This window comes from Metabacillus lacus, assembly GCF_009674805.1.
GTDB lineage: Bacteria > Bacillota > Bacilli > Bacillales > Bacillaceae > Metabacillus_C > Metabacillus_C lacus.
Genome location: NZ_WKKI01000001.1, coordinates 16,576 through 33,377 on the forward strand (window position 1 = coordinate 16,576; position 16,802 = coordinate 33,377).

Consider the following 16,802-nt stretch of genomic DNA (forward strand, 5'->3'; position numbering starts at 1 on the left):
TGAAAGGAGAAAGAAATGAGTTTCTTTAAAAAATTAAAAGAATCCATTACAAAACAAACTGAAACTGTATCAGAAAGATTCAAGGAAGGATTAACAAAAACCCGCACATCTTTTTCTGATCGTGTAAATGACCTCGTTTTCCGCTACCGAAAAGTAGATGAAGATTTTTTTGAGGAGCTGGAAGAAATTCTGATTAGCGCCGATGTGGGCGTTAACACTGTAATGGAACTTATTGATGAACTAAAAGATGAGGTCAGGCGCAGAAATATTCAGGACACGAGAGAAGTCAGATCTGTTATTTCGGAAAAACTGGTTGAAATTTATCAAGGTGAAGATGAAGCTTCCCCACAGCTGAATGTAGAAGACGGAAGACTAAATGTAATTTTGTTTGTAGGTGTCAATGGAGTCGGTAAGACAACAACCATCGGCAAGCTTGCACATAAATTTAAAAACGAAGGAAAATCCGTGATGCTCGCTGCCGGGGATACCTTCCGGGCAGGAGCTATTGAGCAGCTTGAAGTGTGGGGAAATCGAGTGGGTGCCGACGTTATTAAACAGTCCGCTGGTTCTGATCCTGCTGCAGTGATGTTTGATGCTATTCAGGCTGCTAAAGCACGCAAAGCGGATGTTCTCCTGTGTGATACAGCCGGCCGCCTTCAGAATAAAGTGAATTTGATGAAAGAGCTTGAAAAGGTGAAAAAAGTGATTGAAAGGGAATTGCCCGGCGCCCCTCACGAAGTGCTTCTCGTTCTCGATGCCACAACAGGGCAGAATGCAATGAGCCAGGCCAAGCAGTTTTCCTCTGCTACAGAGGTGAGCGGAATTGTTTTAACAAAATTAGATGGTACAGCCAAGGGTGGAATCGTCCTTGCTATCCGCAACGAACTGGAAATACCCGTCAAGCTCGTCGGACTGGGTGAAAAAATGGATGATCTGCAGGAATTCATTGCTGAGCAATATGTTTACGGGTTGTTTGCGGATCTTGTGGAAGAGGAAGCGGCGGAAGAAAATCTGTAAACTATGTACGAGGCTAAAATCAGCCTAAGGGAGGGGAAGGATATCCTTTCCCTTTCTGCGTCAGGGATGCATACAGTGTTATGCTAGGTGTCTCTGTGTCTGTTAAGGAAAAAACTTGACAAACGCACCCCTGTTCAGTAGACTTTATAGATGTAAAGGTAATTCACTTAACAAAGGGGGGAGACGAAGGTGATACTCGAAAGAACAAATAGAATGAATTATCTGTTTGATTTTTATGGAGGTCTTTTAACACCTAAGCAGAAAAGCTACATGTCTCTTTACTATTTGGATGATTACTCCCTTGGTGAAATTGCCGATGAGTATAATGTCAGCCGCCAGGCCGTTTACGATAATATCAAACGGACAGAGGCGATGTTAGAGCTATATGAAGAAAAGCTTCTTTTATTTCAAAAATTTCAAGAGCGGCAGCGCCTTGTCGAGCAATTGAAGCACATTGCGGCTGAAACAGAACTGGAAGGCAGAATGCTTGTTTTGCTTGAAGCTCTTGAGAAACTAGATTAGGAGGCGGCAGCTATGGCATTTGAAGGTTTAGCCGACCGACTGCAGGGTACCATCGCAAAAATCCGCGGCAAAGGCAAGGTAAACGAAGCTGATGTAAAAGAGATGATGCGTGAAGTCCGCCTGGCTTTGCTTGAAGCTGATGTTAACTTTAAAGTCGTAAAGGACTTTGTAAAAAAAGTCAGTGAGCGGTCTGTTGGCCAGGAAGTCATGAAGAGCCTGACTCCCGGACAGCAGGTTATAAAAGTGGTTCAAGAAGAACTGACTGCTTTAATGGGCGGGGAACAGAGCAAAATAGCGGTCAGCACCAGGCCTCCAACCGTCATCATGATGGTCGGCCTGCAGGGTGCGGGGAAAACGACCACTACGGGTAAGCTTGCTAATCTTCTCAGGAAGAAGCACAATCGAAAACCGCTGCTTGTTGCAGCCGATATTTACAGACCTGCTGCCATTCAGCAGCTTGAGACGCTCGGAAAGCAGCTGGGAATGCCTGTGTTTTCGCTTGGAGACCAGGTGAGTCCCGTTGAGATTGCCAGAAAGGCGCTGGAGCATGCAAAACAGGAGCATCATGACTATGTCCTCATTGATACCGCAGGCCGCCTGCATATTGATGAGACACTGATGGACGAGCTTGCCCAGGTGAAGGAATTGTCCAAGCCTGATGAGATATTCCTCGTAGTTGATGCAATGACAGGACAGGATGCTGTAAATGTTGCAAAAAGCTTTAACGAACAGCTTGGTCTGACCGGAGTTGTGTTAACCAAACTTGATGGGGACACACGTGGAGGAGCAGCTCTTTCAATCAGGGCTGTGACAGATACACCGATCAAGTTTGTGGGGCTCGGCGAGAAACTGGATGCATTTGAACCCTTCCATCCCGAGAGAATGGCATCGCGCATACTTGGAATGGGGGATGTTCTCACACTGATTGAAAAGGCTCAGGCGAATGTTGATACTGAAAAGGCAAAAGAGCTTGAGCAAAAAATGAGAACAGCCAGTTTTACGTTTGATGATTTCCTGGAACAGCTGGGACAGGTCCGGAATATGGGGCCTCTCGATGAACTGCTGAATATGATGCCTGGTGCAAACAAGATAAAAGGCTTGAAGAACGTTCAGGTGGATGAGAAGCAGATTGGTCATGTAGAGGCAATTATCAGGTCAATGACCAAAGAGGAAAAGCTGCATCCGGAAACAATCAACGCAAGCCGCAGAAAACGGATTGCCCGTGGAAGCGGTACGTCCGTACAGGAAGTCAATCGTCTTTTAAAGCAGTTTGAAGATATGAAAAAGATGATGAAGCAGATGACCAGCATGTCAAAAGGCAAGAAAAAAGGCGGGTTAAAGTTCCCGTTTATGTAAGAAAAATGATCTGTTAAGAAAAAACACTTTACAAACCAAGACAACATTGATATTATACTATCTTGTTGAACTATTTTCGGAGGTGCTATTTAAAATGGCAGTAAAAATTCGTTTAAAACGCATGGGAGCTAATAAATCTCCTTTCTATCGTATCGTTGTTGCAGATTCCCGTTCACCACGTGATGGACGTTTCATTGAAACAGTTGGAACTTACAACCCTGTAACTCAGCCTGCTGAGGTAAAAATTGATGAGGAACTTGCATTGAAATGGCTGAAAGACGGTGCAAAGCCATCTGACACAGTACGCAACTTGTTCTCTAACCAAGGCATCATGGAAAAATTCCATAACGCTAAAAACAGTAAGTAATAGGGATTCCTATGAAAGAATTAATTGAAACAATCGTTAAGCCTCTGGTTGATCATCCCGATGCCGTTTCCATCATCTGTGAAGAAAATGACAGGCAGCAGATTTATAAGCTTTCTGTACATGAAGATGATATCGGCAAGGTGATAGGAAAAGGAGGCCGGATAGCAAAAGCGATCCGCACAGTTGTATATGCCGCTGGAACACAATCATCTAAGCGCGTGCATCTTGAGATTAACGATTAGCAAAGAAAACGGGGAATTGCATAAACAGCAGCTTCTATGAATTCTTTGCCTGAAAGCTCGAGAAGCTTCAGTAAAAGGTGGGGGATTTAACCCCGCCTTTTTTTAATAGGCTGTTTTCAGAAGATTCCGCTGCTGTTAATTTGCCATGATGGGTTCCAGAATCCTGTGGAAGTGTTTGTCCATTGTAAAATCGTAAACAAGGAGATTGCAAATGAACATACTTCAAAAGGTCACAATCAAGCAAATTTTAACTGAAAACTCAAAAGAAAAGCTGCTGCATTCATTTATACATAAAAAGGAACAGCTTCAAAAAGAATATGAACAGCTTCATTTTCAGCTTAAGAAGGCGGAAGGCAGGCAGTCTCCTTCTTTGAAGCGGCAGTTTGAATTAGAACGTGAAAGAAAAAAAGAAAAGATTGAAATTATTGACTTTCAAATACAGCAGCTCTCCATCCTCCCTATTGGAAGCGAATTAATTGAGCAGGAAAAACAGGCGATTATAGAAGTAAATGTAGGGGACAATTGGAATGAAATGAACAGTGAGAAAACAGTGGTTATAAAAGACGGCATTGTAATAGAGATTCGCTGAGGTGAGAATATGACAGAAAAATGGTTTAATGTAGGCAAAATTGTTAACACTCATGGTGTCAGGGGTGAAATCAGGGTAATTTCAAGAACGGATTTTCCTGAAGAGCGTTATGCAATTGGAAATAAGCTGTATATCTTTACAGAAAGCAAGAAAGATCCTGAGGAAGTAACCGTTGCAGCTCACAGGCTGCATAAAAACTTTCACCTGCTTACCTTTGAGGGCTACACTTCAATTGGACAAGTTGAGCAGTTCAAAGGTGCAATTTTAAAGGTTCCTGAGGACCAGCAAGGAGAGCTGGATGAGGGAGAATTTTATTTTCATGAAATTATCGCTTGTACTGTGTACACTGCAGAAGGCGAAGAAATTGGTAAAATTCGCGAAATTCTTACACCGGGTGCCAATGATGTATGGGTCATTCAGCGGACAGGGAAAAAAGATGCCCTTATCCCTTATATAGACGACATTGTTGAAGAAATTGATATTGCCAATAAACGCATTTCCATTAGGAATATGGAAGGACTGCTGGATTAACATGCGAATAGACTTTTTAACACTCTTTCCTGAGATGTTTCACGGGGTGCTGAATTCCTCCATCATGAAAAAAGCACAGGAAAAAGAGGCGGCAGAGTTTCGTGTTATTAACTTCAGAGAGTATTCGGATAATAAGCATCAAACAGTAGATGATTATCCATATGGCGGGGGAGCCGGAATGGTTCTCAAGCCACAGCCGGTGTTTGATGCAGTAAATGCAATCAAAAAGGAATCAGACTCGGAACCTAAAATCATTCTCGTTTGTCCACAGGGGAAAACCTTTGATCAAAAAAAAGCAGAAGAGCTGGCAGACACCCGGCATCTTGTTTTTATCTGCGGCCATTATGAAGGATATGATGAAAGAATCCGGCAGCATCTTGTTACAGATGAAATATCAATAGGTGACTTTGTTTTAACAGGCGGAGAACTGCCATCCATGGTCATTGCTGACAGCGTAGTCCGGCTTCTGCCGGGGGTATTGGGAAATGAGCAATCACCTATTCTCGATTCATTTAGTTCAGGTATGCTTGAGCACCCGCAGTATACCAGGCCTGCGGACTACAACGGCTTAAAAGTGCCAGACATCCTTCTTTCCGGAAATCACCGGAAAATAGATGATTGGCGGGCCAGAGAGTCACTGAAAAGAACGTGGGAGAGGCGCCCGGATTTGATTGAGAAAACAGCATTGACTGATCAGCAAAAAATGTGGCTGAAAGAGTTTGAAAGTACAACTTAGCTATTGTTTTCAACTGATCCTTATGATATGATAAATCTTGTGACTTAGGCAGATTGTCTTTGTTTTAAAACGATGTTCCGCTGCATGGATTGTATGACTTGGAATGAGCATCTGTTGGAAGGAGTTGAATACGATGCAAAAACTAATTGAAGATATCACAAAAGATCAGTTAAGATCTGATTTACCAGCGTTCCGTCCTGGTGACACTGTACGTGTACACGTAAAAGTTGTTGAGGGAACTCGTGAGCGTGTTCAGATTTTTGAAGGTGTTGTGATTAAGCGTCGTGGTGGTGGAATCAGCGAAACATTTACAGTTCGTAAGATCTCTTACGGTGTAGGTGTTGAACGTACATTCCCTGTACACACGCCGAAGATTGCTAAGCTTGAAGTTATTCGCCGCGGTAAAGTACGCCGTGCTAAACTTTACTACTTACGTGAACTTCGCGGTAAAAAAGCCCGTATTAAAGAAATTCGATAAGATAGAACAGGAAGAGCTTGTTTACAAAAACAGGCTCTTTTTTCATAGCTTCTCTACTATCCGCAAAAGGGCCGCAAAGCACTCTCTGCCTCGTGCTCCAGCCTGCGGTATCCTTAAATACATGATGGCCTGACAGGTGTACAGAGCAAAAACTTTGAACACGTCATGTTATCGTATAAAATAGAATTGAAAGTCTTTAGAACAGACATGTATGCGGAGAAGGTGATTCTGATTTGAGGAGAGAAAAAAAGAATAAAAGTGAATTTCTTGAATGGGTAAAAGCGCTAGCTGTTGCATTCTTAATCGCGGTGCTTGTAAGAACGTTTCTCTTTACGCCTATTATCGTAGACGGTGAATCAATGATGCCGACTCTCGAAGATCAGGACAGAATGATTGTGAATAAAATAGGCTATAAAGTAGACAGTCCTGAACGGTTTGATATTGTTGTTTTTCACGCAACAGAAGAGAAAGATTATATTAAGCGAATAATAGGGCTTCCGGGAGATCATATTGAATATAAGAACGACGTGCTTTATATTAATGGCATGGAATATGATGAGCCTTATCTGGATCAATTTAAACGCCAGCTGATTGACCCTCCTCTCACAGAACCCTTTACTCTCGAAGATATTATCGGGCAGAGTACAATTCCAGAAGGCCATGTGTTTGTCATGGGCGACAATCGCAGATACAGCAAAGACAGCCGGCATATCGGAACAGTCCCTATTGGGGATGTAATGGGAAAGACCAATTTGGTTTACTGGCCTTTTGAGGTAATGAGGGTCGTTGACTGATTGAATGAAGTAGGTGAAGCATTTGACGATTCAGTGGTTTCCGGGGCATATGGCAAAAGCCAGGCGCCAGGTAACGGAAAAGTTAAAATTAATTGATATTGTATATGAGCTTGTGGATGCAAGACTTCCTTTATCATCGCGCAATCCAATGATCGATGAGATTGTTCAGAACAAGCCCAGACTTGTTTTGCTGAATAAGGCAGATTTGGCAGATAAAAAGCTCACAGAAGAATGGATGAAGCATTTCAAGGACAACGGAATTCCTTCAATTGCTGTTGATTCACAAACCGGAACTGGAATGAAACAGATTGTCGCGGTTTCAAAAGAGATACTTAAAGAGAAGTTTGAACGGCTGGCAGCAAAGGGAGTTCGTCATAGGCCGATCAGAGCTTTAATTGTCGGCATCCCTAATGTCGGAAAATCCACTCTGATCAACAGGCTGGCTAAAAAGAATATAACAAAGACGGGTGACAGGCCGGGCGTAACGACTGCACAGCAATGGGTGAAAGTCGGCAAGGAATTGGAACTGCTTGATACACCGGGAATTCTTTGGCCCAAGTTTGAAGATGAACTGGTAGGATATAAGCTGGCCGCAACGGGAGCAATTAAAGATGCCATATTGAATTTGCAGGAGATTGCTGTGTTTGCTCTTAAATTTTTGACAGAGTATTATCCCGGCCAGCTACAGGAACGGTACGGTCTTGAGGAGATTCCGGAAGAAATTGGAGATCTCTTTGACGAAATAGGCAAAAAAAGAGGCTGTATGATGGCGGGCGGCTATATTGATTATGACAAAACGTCAGAGCTGGTTCTGCGGGAAATCCGGTCCGAAAAACTTGGAAAGCTTACATTTGACAGGCTGCATGAGATATAATGAAAAGAGTAAAGGCCCGCCGTATAGAGCGAGTCTTTATTTTTTTTGCGGCTTGCCGATAGTAGAGTAGAGGAGTAAATAGCGGAATGAAATTAACAGTCAGTGATATTCAAAAAGAAATAAAAACAATCCATCATATTCATGATCCCAGGCTGAAAGAGTGGCAGGAAGACAGCAGGAAAAGCGTTCAGCTGCTAGTGCAAAAGTGGCTGAGAAACTATGAAGCAGAAAAAAAACGCGCTGCAGCTTTTCAAACTATGCAGGCAATGGAAAAAGAATGCAGAGCAAAAGGCTTCAAAAAAATTGCCGGGATAGATGAAGTTGGCAGAGGCCCGTTAGCCGGTCCTGTAGTGGCTGCAGCAGTCATTCTGCCGGAAGATTTTTGGCTGCCCGGAGTGAATGACAGCAAAAAGCTGACAAGCATCCAAAGGGAGACTTACTTTCAAGAAATATATGCAAAAGCCATCGATATACATATTACAATCGTTGAGGCTGATATAATCGATAAGGTCAATATTTATCAGGCTTCCAAGCTCGCGATGGAGTCAGCTGTCAGCGGTTTGAAGGTTGAGCCTGATTATCTCCTAGTTGATGCCATGTCGCTGGACCTCCCTATTGAACAAAGGAGTATGATAAAAGGAGATTCACTAAGCATTTCTATTGCAGCAAGTTCCATTGTCGCAAAAGTTGTGCGGGACAGGCTGATGAAGGAACTTTCAGAGCAGTATCCTCATTACGGTTTTCACCAAAACATGGGTTATGGGACAAAAGAACATCTAAAAGCACTGGATATGCACGGTCCGTCTCCCTGCCACAGAAAAAGTTTTTCTCCTGTTAAGGAAGCATGCATGAAATAAAGGAGTATAATCATGAACGGTATTTCACTGCTTCACAAGCTCGCTGCTCAGCCTAGCGCAGCTGTATTGAGAAACAACTCAATTCAATTAAAGGAAGGGCAGCTCATCAGAGCAAAGGTTTTGGAGCTGTTTCCCGGCCGGCAGGCTCTTTTAGGGATAGCTGACAAGCGCCTCCTGGCTGCTCTCGATATTTCATTGGAAAAGGGGAGTTTCTACTGGTTCACTGTTAAAGAAGGCAGACGCACAGGAGTGCCAGTCCTCTCAGCTTTAAAGACAGAGGGTGCTGGAGCTCTTTTACCTGATATACTGAAGAATATCCCTCAGGAGCTGCTGAAAGCCCACAGGAGCTTTGTAGATGGTGTAGTTAATAGAGGTCTGCCGGCTACAGCAGACGAACTGAAAGCAATTTTGAACTGGCTGAATGAAATGCCAAAAGCAGACAGGCCCAAAGCGGAAGAAGCAGCACTTACAGTTTTGAACAGAAGTCTGCCTGTTTCTGCAGGAACGCTAAGTTCGCTTTATCATGCAGCAAACGAACAGTCCCTGTTTTCATCGCTGAAAATGTTAAGGGAAGAGCTCTTAGAGATGCCACTCCGTTCAAATAATGCAAATAAACTGCTGGAGCTTACTGACAGGTTGCTATCAGAGGATGGTTATGGAGATCTGTCTCTTGGAAAAAGAATAAAAGCAGCCGGATATCATCTGGGCATGCATGAAGAAGCGCAGTGGCTGAAAATGCTTGGAAAGCAGGAGTATGTGCAAAGAGATGCAGAGCATGTAAAGATGCTGCTGCATGCATTCGCAAAAGAGCAGCTGGGCACAGGAGCAGGAAATCTGGCAGATCATCTGTTATTTAAGCTGGCAGGTCAGGCCCTTCTTTCTCAGGAAAATGGTCATCTGCAATACAGTCTTTTGCAGATACCCCTTTCTTATCAGGGCTTTCAAGGAGATGCAACCATTCAATGGACAGGAAGCAGGAAGGACAACAAACAGATAGATCCTTCCTACTGCAGAATTCTTTTTCTGGTGAATCTGCCTTCGCTGAAAGAAACCATGATAGATGTTCAAATTCAAAACAAAGCAGTCTCTATTTTTATACATCATGGAGCATCTGCCGAGCCTGATTACAGCAATTATAAAGAAGAACTGAAGCAGGGTCTGCAGGAGCTTGGCTATGTGCTGACTTCGGTAAAAACTTCTGGCAGAGGAAAAGAATTGGAAGCAGGACTCTTACATAGCTTAACTAAGGTATCACGCCCTTTTTATAGAGGAGTTGATTTGAAAATATGAACCAAGTTGAAAAACGTCATAAAGCGGTAGCTTTGTCCTATGACGAATCAGTGAACTCTGCTCCAAGGATAACTGCAAAGGGGAACGGCCTGATTGCAGATAACATATTGTCGGAAGCAAATAAACACGGAGTAGCAGTGCATGAAGATCCTGCGCTTGTTTCCCTGCTGAGCACCCTGGAAATTCATCAGCAAATACCAGAAGAACTGTATGAAGCCGTTGCGGAAATTTTTGCATTTGTCCACCGAGTAGACAGCAATATAAAAGAAAAATAGCAATAGAAAGTAATATTTTTATATTATTAAAAAAATATATTGCTATAAAAATTTAGAATTTTATGAAGGATTCTACTATTTTGTGTGGAATGCTAGACAATGAAACAACTATTATATAAAATGAAAGCGCAGTCTATTTTAGTTGTACATATGTTAGGAGGATGGGAAATGAATATACATGAGTACCAGGGTAAAGAAATCCTCAGAAAATATGGGGTTAACGTGCCGAATGGCAAAGTTGCTTTTACTGTGGAAGAAGCTGTGGAAGCCGCTAAGGAACTGGGAACAGAAATAGCGGTAGTAAAAGCGCAAATCCATGCCGGAGGACGAGGAAAAGCTGGCGGGGTAAAAGTTGCAAAGAATATAGATGAGGTTCGTACATATGCGGAAGAAATACTCGGCAAAGTGCTGGTAACTCATCAAACAGGACCTGAAGGCAAAGAGGTTAAACGCCTGCTTATTGAAGAAGGCTGCGATATCAAAAAAGAATACTATGTTGGACTTGTGCTTGATCGTGCTACTTCAAAAATTGTGTTAATGGCTTCTGAAGAAGGCGGAACTGAAATTGAAGAAGTGGCAGAGGAAACTCCTGAAAAAATCTTTAAGGAGTATATTGATCCGGCCATTGGTCTTCAAGGCTATCAGGCGAGAAGAATAGCTTTCAATATTAATATTCCAAGAGAGCTTATCGGCAAAACAGTAAAGTTTATGAACGGCCTTTACAATGCTTTTGTTGAAAATGACTGCTCAATTGCGGAAATTAATCCTCTTGTCATCACTGGCGATTCCAATGTGATTGCACTTGATGCAAAACTGAACTTTGATTCCAATGCTCTTTACCGACGCAAGAATATTTTGGAGCTGAGAGATTTGGATGAAGAGGATGCTAAGGAAATTGAAGCTTCAAAATATGATTTAAGCTATATTTCTCTCGAAGGTAATATCGGCTGTATGGTAAACGGTGCAGGTCTTGCTATGGCTACGATGGATATTATCAAATATTATGGCGGCGACCCTGCCAACTTCCTGGATGTTGGGGGCGGTGCGACTGCTGAAAAAGTAACCGAGGCCTTTAAAATCATTCTTTCAGACCAAAATGTGAAAGGTATTTTTGTTAACATTTTCGGAGGCATTATGAAGTGTGATGTAATTGCTGAAGGTGTGGTAGAAGCAACGAAGCAGGTCGGACTTGAAGTACCGCTTGTTGTGCGGCTTGAAGGTACGAACGTGGAAATCGGCAAGAAAATTCTTAATGAGTCCGGGCTGAATATCACATCGGCAGATTCAATGGCAGACGGCGCTCAAAAAATCGTTTCATTAGTAGGATAAGGAAGGCAGGGGATCGGAATGAGTGTATTCATTAATAAGGACACAAAAGTCATTGTACAAGGGATAACTGGTTCAACCGCTCTATTCCATACAAAGCAGATGCTTGAGTACGGAACCAAGATTGTCGGAGGCGTCACTCCCGGCAAAGGCGGTACGGAAGCTGAAGGAGTCCCGGTATTTAATACAGTGGAGGATGCAGTAAAGGAAACCGGTGCGAATGCATCTGTCATCTACGTGCCTGCCCCGTTTGCTGCGGACGCGATTATTGAGGCTGTTGATGCAGAACTGGACATGGTTATCTGTATTACTGAGCATATTCCTGTTCTGGATATGGTGAAGGTAAAGCGCTTTATGGAAGGCAAAAAGACTCGCCTGGTTGGACCAAACTGCCCGGGTGTCATTACGCCGGATGAGTGCAAAATCGGGATTATGCCTGGATATATTCATACAAAAGGCCATGTAGGGGTTGTATCCCGTTCAGGAACATTAACCTATGAAGCAGTCCATCAGCTGACACAAGCCGGCATCGGCCAGTCTACTGCTGTTGGAATCGGCGGAGATCCGGTTAATGGAACCAATTTTATTGATGTGTTAAAAGCATTCAATGAAGATGACGACACTTATGCTGTAATCATGATTGGGGAAATCGGCGGTACAGCGGAAGAAGAAGCTGCAGAGTGGGTCCGCGACAATATGAAAAAGCCTGTAGTAGGCTTTATCGGCGGACAGACTGCACCTCCAGGGAAGCGTATGGGCCATGCTGGAGCCATAATCTCAGGCGGTAAGGGTACTGCTGCGGAAAAGATTAAAACGATGAATGAATGCGGTATACAAGTAGCAGATACACCATCTGTAATTGGTGAAACGCTCATCAGTGTTTTAAAGGAAAAAAATATGCTTGATAAGTGTAAAACTCATTAAACAATTCAGGGCCGCTTACAGCGGTCCTTTCTATTAGAATTAAACCTAAAAAAGGAGTATTATATATGGAAGAAACAAGGTTAAATTTAATTAAAATGTGTGCTTCAGGAAAAGTGAGCTCAAAAACCATTTCTCAGCTATTCATAAAGAATCCAACACTCTCTCTTCTTCAAGATTCAGGGCCTGCCTCTCCGCTTGATAACAGCAGGCTGAGTCACCTCCTCAAAGAAATCTCCCAACACCCTGCAGACAATCTCCTTCAGCAATGTAAACAGCAAAATATCGAGCTTATTACGATTTTAGATGACAAATATCCGCCTTTGCTGAAAGAAATCTATGACCCTCCCGCTCTCCTTTACTGCAAAGGAAACACGGACCTTCTGGGTATCCGTTCTTTGAGTGTGGTGGGAACCAGAACACCTTCCTCATATGGAAAGAATATGATTAGCAGTCTTCTCTCTCCTTTGCTGAAGGACGGCTGGGTTATGATCAGCGGTCTTGCTGAAGGAATTGATGCACTGGCACATCAAGAGGCAATCCGGCAGTCAGGAAAGACAATTGGGGTCATTGCAGGAGGGCACAGACACATTTATCCCAGTAGTAATAAAGAACTTGCAGCCATCATGGCAAAGGAGCATCTGATACTGTCAGAATATCCCCCTGATACCAGGCCTAAAAAGTGGCAATTTCCTCTCAGAAACAGAATTATCAGCGGTTTGAGCATGGGAACATTAGTGGTAGAGGCCAAGGAAAAGAGCGGGTCGCTGATTACTGCCAGTGCTGCCCTGAACGAAGGGAGAGAAGTATTTGCCGTTCCGGGAAACATACTTCAGGATACCGCAAAAGGCACTAACCGCTTGATTCAGCAGGGTGCAAAACTGGTCATGACAGCAGAAGATATCACTGAAGAGCTATCATATTTGTATGCCTGATGCCCATCATTATGGTATGTTACACACTGTAGGAAACTGAATGCGTAATAAATACTGTTTGACAAACCCTGATTTAATATTTAATAATAGTGGAGATTTAATAAAACGGATACAGCAGTAAATTTTTCAATGCTATTTCTAATAAAAAAAAATTTGTATGTATAAATTACGGGAATTTTTACAATAAAAGAGAGAGAATACCTCCGAGGGGGACTAAAAATGTCAGATTACTTGGTAATCGTTGAGTCGCCTGCCAAAGCGAAGACGATTGAACGTTATCTAGGGAAGAAATATAAAGTGAAAGCATCTATGGGACATGTACGGGATTTGCCAAAGAGTCAAATTGGGGTAAATGTTGAAAGCGACTTTGAACCAAAATATATTACAATACGCGGTAAAGGTCCGGTTCTGAAAGAATTAAAAACAGCGGCAAAAAAAGCGAAGAAAGTTTACCTCGCAGCTGACCCCGACAGAGAAGGGGAAGCAATTGCGTGGCATCTGGCCAACACACTGGAGCTTGATGTACATTCCGACTGCAGAGTTGTTTTTAATGAAATAACAAAAGATGCAATCCAAGAGTCCTTCAAACATCCGCGTGCCATTAACATGGATCTTGTTGATGCTCAGCAGGCAAGAAGGGTGCTGGACAGGCTTGTAGGCTATAAAATCAGCCCGATTCTCTGGAAAAAAGTTAAGAAAGGCCTTAGTGCCGGCCGGGTTCAGTCAGTTGCTTTACGATTAGTAATTGATCGAGAAAAAGAAATTAAAGAATTTTTACCGGAAGAATATTGGAAAATTGATGCTGATTTTCTAAAAGGCAACGAAAAGTTCGAGGGAGCCTTCTACGGAGTTGGCGGTAAAAGGACAGAGCTTCATTCAGAAGAAGATGTGAAGCAGGTAACAAATTCGATAAAAGGCAGCAAGTTTACGGTGGCCAATGTAACGAAAAAGGAACGAAAACGCAATCCTGCAGTCCCTTTTATTACCTCCACCCTGCAGCAGGAAGCGGCAAGAAAGCTGAATTTCCGGGCGAAAAAGACCATGATGATTGCACAGCAGCTTTATGAGGGAATGGATTTAGGCAAAGATGGAACAATTGGACTTATAACGTATATGAGAACAGATTCCACCCGTATTTCCGAGACTGCCCAAAATGAGGCTGCAGGATATATTCAGGAGACTTACGGAAAAGAGTTTCTCGCACAGGACAAAAAGGCGGAAAAAAAGAACGCAAAGTCCCAGGATGCTCATGAAGCAATCCGGCCTACTTCTACTCTTAGAGATCCAGGTTCATTAAAAGAATTTTTAAGCAGGGATCAGCTTAGATTATACAAGCTCATCTGGGAGAGGTTTGTAGCCAGCCAAATGGCTCCGGCCATCCTCGATACCATGAGCGTGGATCTTGAAAATAACGGAGTTTTGTTCAGATCTACCGGTTCAAAAATAAAATTTTCCGGATTTATGAAAGTGTACGTAGAAGGAAATGACGATCAGGTAGAGGAAAAAGACCGTATGCTTCCCGACTTGAAAGAAGGAGATAGGGTTGTTTCCAAAGATATTGAACCTTCTCAGCATTTCACCCAGCCGCCGCCGCGCTATACGGAAGCACGACTGGTAAGGACGCTGGAAGAGCTTGGGATCGGGCGCCCTTCCACATATGCTCCAACTTTGGATACCATCCAAAAAAGAGGGTATGTGGCCCTTGATAATAAGCGGTTCATTCCAACAGAACTTGGAGAGATCGTCCTTGAACTGGTGATGGAATTTTTCCCGGAAATTATCAACGTTGAATTTACAGTGGATATGGAAAACAGCCTTGATGAAGTTGAAGATGGGAAAATGCAGTGGGTCAGCATTATCAGGGAATTTTATAAAGAGTTTGAAAAAAGAATTATCAGAGCAGAAAACGAGATGGAATCTGTTGAGATTAAGGATGAACCAGCTGGCGTTGACTGTGAGCTCTGCTCAAACCCAATGGTATTCAAAATGGGACGTTACGGAAAATTCATGGCATGCTCGAACTTTCCTGACTGCCGCAACACCAAACCTATTGTAAAAGATATTGGTGTTACATGCCCGAAATGTGAAAAAGGCAATATAGTGGAAAGAAAATCAAAAAAACGACGGATCTTCTATGGCTGCGATCAATACCCTGAATGCGACTTCCTTTCCTGGGATAAGCCGATAGCAAGAAACTGTCCGAAATGCGATCATATGCTTGTCGAGAAAAAACTGAAAAAAGGCGTTCAGGTTCAGTGTATAAATTGCGATTATAAAGAAAGTCAGCAAAAGTAATTTTCTGGTGAGCAGGCCTGGCTCACCTTCTTTTTTAGTTTGAAGCAGAAATTGGAGGATTATGATATGACAACAAATGGTGTAAAAGTAAATGTAATAGGAGCTGGACTTGCAGGAAGCGAAGCAGCCTGGCAGCTTGCTAAAAGAGGTGTAGAAGTAAACCTTTATGAAATGAGGCCGGTTGTCCAGACACCTGCTCACCATACTGATAAATTTGCAGAGCTTGTCTGCTCCAACTCTCTCAGGGCAAATAACCTTACTAACGCGGTTGGTGTCCTCAAAGAAGAAATGAGAACATTGGATTCAGTCATTATTCAATCTGCGGATGATTGCTCTGTTCCCGCAGGAGGAGCACTTGCAGTTGATAGACACGAATTTGCCGGGCTTGTAACGGAACGGGTAAAAAACCATCCCAATGTCACGGTCATTACCGAAGAAGCAACGAAGATACTTGAAGGACCAACAATTATTGCGACTGGCCCCCTTACATCGAAACATCTGTCAGAACAGCTCAGAACTCTGACTGGTGAGGATTATCTCTATTTTTATGATGCAGCTGCTCCGATTATAGAAAAAGACAGCATAGATATGGATAAAGTATATTTAAAGTCCAGGTATGATAAAGGAGAAGCAGCGTATTTGAACTGCCCGATGACGGAAGAAGAATTTGACGTTTTTTATGATGCACTGACAAGTGCGGAAACTGTTCCTTTAAAAGAGTTTGAAAAAGAAATCTTTTTTGAAGGGTGCATGCCAATAGAAGTAATGGCCAAGCGCGGCAGGAAAACAATGCTGTTCGGACCAATGAAGCCGGTAGGCCTGGAAGACCCTAAAACTGGAAAACGTCCTTTTGCGGTGGTTCAGCTAAGACAGGATGATGCAGCCGGCACACTTTACAACCTTGTTGGATTTCAAACACATTTAAAATGGGGTCCGCAAAAAGAAGTTCTTCAATTAATACCAGGCTTGGAAAATGCTGAAATTGTCAGATACGGCGTGATGCACCGAAATACGTTCATCAATTCTCCAAGACTGCTAAAAGCAACGTATCAATACAAAGACAGGGAAGATCTCTTCTTTGCCGGGCAGATGACCGGAGTTGAAGGATATGTAGAATCAGCGGCTTCCGGCCTGCTGGCTGGAATTAATGCGGCTCATTATGTTCTCGGAAAAGAACTCATTACTCTTCCTCCGGAAACGGCTATGGGGAGCATGGCAAAGTATATAACAACAGCCAATCCGGAAAACTTTCAGCCGATGAACGTGAACTTTGGGCTTTTCCCTGAGCTTCCTGAAAGGGTTAAAAACAAAAAAGAACGCTATGAGCAGTACGCAAATCGAGCAATAGAAAGTATTCAAAAAATTTCGAAAAGTTTATAGGGAAAGTAATTGCAAGG

Annotated in this window: 19 protein-coding genes; all 19 read left to right on the plus strand. The window is 42.9% G+C overall.

Going from position 1 to position 16,802, the window contains the following annotated elements; translation table 11 throughout:
• Nucleotides 1–15 precede the first annotated feature (15 nt).
• The 19 genes from ftsY to trmFO all read left to right on the plus strand — a co-directional run bounded on the left by ftsY (nt 16) and on the right by trmFO (nt 16,785).
• On the plus strand, nt 16–1,017 hold the full coding sequence (gene ftsY, locus GJU40_RS00090; RefSeq protein ID WP_154305641.1) for a signal recognition particle-docking protein FtsY: 1,002 nt from the start codon (nt 16–18) through the stop codon (nt 1,015–1,017).
• Nucleotides 1,018–1,209: 192 nt separating this feature from the next.
• Complete coding sequence (locus tag GJU40_RS00095) at nt 1,210–1,539, plus strand: putative DNA-binding protein (RefSeq protein WP_343031329.1); 330 nt, start codon at nt 1,210–1,212, stop codon at nt 1,537–1,539.
• A gap of 12 nt (nt 1,540–1,551) precedes the next feature.
• Entirely contained in the window at nt 1,552–2,895 is a 1,344-nt protein-coding gene (ffh, locus tag GJU40_RS00100) for a signal recognition particle protein (protein WP_154305643.1), read from the plus strand.
• 94 nt (nt 2,896–2,989) lie between these two features.
• A complete protein-coding gene (gene rpsP, locus GJU40_RS00105; protein WP_154305645.1) occupies nt 2,990–3,262 on the plus strand; it encodes a 30S ribosomal protein S16 in 273 nt (90 codons plus the stop codon).
• Between the two features lie 11 nt (nt 3,263–3,273).
• Nucleotides 3,274–3,504: a KH domain-containing protein gene (locus tag GJU40_RS00110; protein WP_154305647.1), complete on the plus strand. Its 231-nt coding sequence runs from the start codon at nt 3,274–3,276 to the stop codon at nt 3,502–3,504.
• A gap of 211 nt (nt 3,505–3,715) precedes the next feature.
• On the plus strand, nt 3,716–4,093 hold the full coding sequence (locus tag GJU40_RS00115) for a YlqD family protein (protein WP_154305649.1): 378 nt from the start codon (nt 3,716–3,718) through the stop codon (nt 4,091–4,093).
• A 9-nt stretch (nt 4,094–4,102) separates the two neighbouring features.
• Complete coding sequence (gene rimM / locus GJU40_RS00120; protein ID WP_154305650.1) at nt 4,103–4,624, plus strand: ribosome maturation factor RimM; 522 nt, start codon at nt 4,103–4,105, stop codon at nt 4,622–4,624.
• 1 nt (nt 4,625) lies between these two features.
• Entirely contained in the window at nt 4,626–5,360 is a 735-nt protein-coding gene (trmD, locus tag GJU40_RS00125; RefSeq protein ID WP_154305920.1) for a tRNA (guanosine(37)-N1)-methyltransferase TrmD, read from the plus strand.
• A gap of 133 nt (nt 5,361–5,493) precedes the next feature.
• Nucleotides 5,494–5,838 carry a 50S ribosomal protein L19 gene (rplS, locus tag GJU40_RS00130; protein WP_154305652.1) on the plus strand — a complete coding sequence of 115 codons (345 nt, stop codon included), beginning with the start codon at nt 5,494–5,496 and terminating at the stop codon, nt 5,836–5,838.
• Between the two features lie 233 nt (nt 5,839–6,071).
• Entirely contained in the window at nt 6,072–6,632 is a 561-nt protein-coding gene (lepB, locus tag GJU40_RS00135) for a signal peptidase I (RefSeq protein ID WP_154305654.1), read from the plus strand.
• 22 nt (nt 6,633–6,654) lie between these two features.
• Entirely contained in the window at nt 6,655–7,506 is an 852-nt protein-coding gene (ylqF, locus tag GJU40_RS00140; RefSeq protein WP_154305656.1) for a ribosome biogenesis GTPase YlqF, read from the plus strand.
• An 86-nt stretch (nt 7,507–7,592) separates the two neighbouring features.
• Nucleotides 7,593–8,363 carry a ribonuclease HII gene (locus GJU40_RS00145; RefSeq protein ID WP_154305658.1) on the plus strand — a complete coding sequence of 257 codons (771 nt, stop codon included), beginning with the start codon at nt 7,593–7,595 and terminating at the stop codon, nt 8,361–8,363.
• Between the two features lie 12 nt (nt 8,364–8,375).
• A complete protein-coding gene (locus GJU40_RS00150) occupies nt 8,376–9,653 on the plus strand; it encodes a hypothetical protein (RefSeq protein WP_154305660.1) in 1,278 nt (425 codons plus the stop codon).
• Nucleotides 9,650–9,928, plus strand: a complete 279-nt coding sequence (locus GJU40_RS00155; RefSeq protein WP_154305662.1) for an EscU/YscU/HrcU family type III secretion system export apparatus switch protein — start codon at nt 9,650–9,652, stop codon at nt 9,926–9,928. Before GJU40_RS00150 ends, GJU40_RS00155 begins: the two co-directional genes overlap by 4 nt.
• A 168-nt stretch (nt 9,929–10,096) precedes the next feature.
• The gene (gene sucC / locus GJU40_RS00160; RefSeq protein ID WP_154305664.1) at nt 10,097–11,257 is read left to right on the plus strand and encodes an ADP-forming succinate--CoA ligase subunit beta; all 1,161 of its coding nucleotides are present in this window, start codon (nt 10,097–10,099) and stop codon (nt 11,255–11,257) included.
• An 18-nt stretch (nt 11,258–11,275) separates the two neighbouring features.
• The gene (sucD, locus tag GJU40_RS00165) at nt 11,276–12,178 is read left to right on the plus strand and encodes a succinate--CoA ligase subunit alpha (RefSeq protein ID WP_154305666.1); all 903 of its coding nucleotides are present in this window, start codon (nt 11,276–11,278) and stop codon (nt 12,176–12,178) included.
• Nucleotides 12,179–12,243: 65 nt separating this feature from the next.
• Nucleotides 12,244–13,110, plus strand: a complete 867-nt coding sequence (gene dprA, locus GJU40_RS00170) for a DNA-processing protein DprA (RefSeq protein WP_154305668.1) — start codon at nt 12,244–12,246, stop codon at nt 13,108–13,110.
• A gap of 219 nt (nt 13,111–13,329) precedes the next feature.
• On the plus strand, nt 13,330–15,405 hold the full coding sequence (gene topA, locus GJU40_RS00175) for a type I DNA topoisomerase (protein WP_154305670.1): 2,076 nt from the start codon (nt 13,330–13,332) through the stop codon (nt 15,403–15,405).
• A 66-nt stretch (nt 15,406–15,471) separates the two neighbouring features.
• On the plus strand, nt 15,472–16,785 hold the full coding sequence (trmFO, locus tag GJU40_RS00180; RefSeq protein ID WP_154305671.1) for an FADH(2)-oxidizing methylenetetrahydrofolate--tRNA-(uracil(54)-C(5))-methyltransferase TrmFO: 1,314 nt from the start codon (nt 15,472–15,474) through the stop codon (nt 16,783–16,785).
• Nucleotides 16,786–16,802: the final 17 nt, after the last annotated feature.